The sequence below is a fragment of the Cellulomonas chitinilytica genome, assembly GCF_016862675.1.
Classification (GTDB): domain Bacteria; phylum Actinomycetota; class Actinomycetes; order Actinomycetales; family Cellulomonadaceae; genus Cellulomonas; species Cellulomonas chitinilytica.
In genome coordinates, this window is sequence record NZ_BONK01000033.1 from 1 (window position 1) to 2175 (window position 2175).

General features: G+C 75.5%; 2 protein-coding genes. One reads left to right on the forward strand and one right to left on the reverse strand.

Features of this window, described 5'->3' with window-relative positions; genetic code table 11:
- On the forward strand, positions 1–1553 hold a 1553-nt coding region (locus Cch01nite_RS22535), incomplete at its 5' end, for an NAD(P)-binding domain-containing protein (RefSeq protein WP_308439319.1).
- A gap of 261 nt (positions 1554–1814) precedes the next feature.
- On the opposite strand, the gene Cch01nite_RS22540 is transcribed toward Cch01nite_RS22535, so the two are convergent.
- Positions 1815–2175, reverse strand: a 361-nt coding sequence (locus tag Cch01nite_RS22540; RefSeq protein ID WP_203758762.1) for a cellulose binding domain-containing protein, incomplete at its 5' end; no start/stop codon positions are given.

Here is a 2175-nt window from a genome sequence, read left to right on the forward strand (position 1 = left end):
ACGGTGCTCGCGACGGGGACGGTGCTCGCGACGGGGACGGTGCTCGCGACGGGGACGGTGCTCGCGAGGGGGCCGACCTGGCCGACGTCGCAGAGCGGCCCGCACTGGCGGAGCCCACTGACGGCCCGGCCCTCGTGGGCGAGTCCGACCCGCGAGCGATGGCCGATGCGGCGGACACCCCGGTCGAAGGACGTCAGGCGGTCGACGACGGTCAGGCGATCGAGGACGATCGTGCCGCGGGCGGTCAGGTCGTCGAGGACGAGCGGGCCGTCGAGGACGGGCACGCCGTCGAGGACGGGCACGCCGTCGAGGTCGAGCGGGCGGTCGGTGGTGGGGTGGTCGAGGGCCGTCGGGCCGCGCGCCGTCGTGCCGCGTCGTCAGGCCCTACCGCCGCGTCCGGATCCGGCGGGGAGGTCGTCGAGGTCGACGTGGTCGTGATCGGCGCGGGTCAGGCCGGTCTCGCGGCGGCGTACCACCTGCGTCGTCGCGGGCTCGTCGCCGTCGGCGAGCGGGGCTGGGAGCGGGCCGGAGCGACGTTCGTCGTCCTCGACGACGCCCCGCAGCCCGGAGGCGCCTGGCAGCACCGGTGGCCGTCCCTGACGATGGCCGACGCGCACGGCGTGCACGACCTGCCGGGCATGCCGCTCGTCGTCCCGGACCCGAGCGAGCCCGCGGCGATGGCCGTGCCGTACTACTTCGCGCAGTACGAGGGCGAGTTCGACCTGCACGTGCAGCGACCCGTGCGGGTGCGCCGGGTGGAGGACGGGCCGGACGGCCGGCTGCTCGTGACCTCGCACAGCGTCGACCGGCCGAGCGAGATCGTCGTCTGGGGTGCGCGGGGCCTCGTCAACGCGTCCGGGACGTGGGGGAAGCCGTTCTGGCCCACGTATCCCGGACGCCGGACGTTCCGCGGCCGGCAGCTGCACACCCACGACTACGGCAGCGCCGACGAGCTCGCCGACGGGCACGTGGTCGTGGTCGGCGGAGGCACGTCGGCCGTCCAGCTGCTGCTCGAGCTCGCCCGCGTGACCACGACCACGTGGGTCACCCGGCGGCCGCCCGCGTGGCGGGAGGAGGAGTTCACGCCCGAGGTGGGTAGGGAGGCCGTCGCGCTCGTCGAGGAGCGGACGCGGGCGGGGCTCCCGCCGCAGAGCATCGTCTCCGTCACCGGGCTGCCGTTGACGGACGCCTACCGTCGCGGGATCGCCGACGGGGTGCTGAGAGCCCGGCCGATGTTCGACCGGATCGAGTCCGACGGCGTGACGTGGTCGAGGCCGTCCACCGCTGCGCAGGTGCCGGACGGGTGGGTCGACGGGCCGTCGCACGTCGAGGCCCGGACCCTCCTGTGGTGCACGGGATTCAGGCCGTCGCTCGACCACCTCGGGCCGCTGCGTCTGCGCGGCGGCGGTGGCGGGATCGTCATGGACGGCACCCAGGTGGTGGCCGACCCGCGGGTGCAGCTCGTCGGGTACGGTCCGAGCGCGTCGACCGTCGGCGCGAGCCGCGCCGGCCGCGAGGCCGTGCGCCACCTGCAGCGTCTGCTCGGGCTGTAGGCGCCGAGGGCCCTGCGGACCCTGGCGCCACGCCCGACGGACGTACCGCCGGACGGCACCGCCCGATGTACGGCCGGACGGCACCGCCCGATGTACCGCCGGACGGCACCGCCCGACGCACCGCCCGGCTCGCGGCCTCCACGTCCGCGGCCGGGTGTCCTGTCGGTGCCCGGCTCGCGGCCCCCGTGACCGCGAGCCGGGCGTCATGTCAGCTCCGCGGAGCCCGGCCCCGGGGCCGGTGACCGCGAGCTGGTCCTCACGTCAGGCGCAGGTGACCGTGACGGTGCCGGTGGGGACTGTGCCGTTGGCGACGAAGCCGTACTCGGCGGTGGCGCCGGCACCGAGCAGGCCGTTCCAGGCGGCGTTGGAGACGGTGACGGTAGAGCCGGACGTGGAGTAGGTGCCCGACCAGCCGGACTGGATCGCGCTGCCGGAGGGCAGGGTGAACGCGGTGGTCCAGCTGCTGATCATGGCGTTGCCGGCCTTGACGGTGACGGAGGCCTGGTAGCCGCCGGGCCAGCTGTTGAGCACCTTGAGGGAGGCGGTGCACTTGCCGCCCGGGTTCGACGTCGGGGTGGGGGTCGGCGTCGGGGTCGGGGTGACCGTCGGCGTCGGCGTCGGC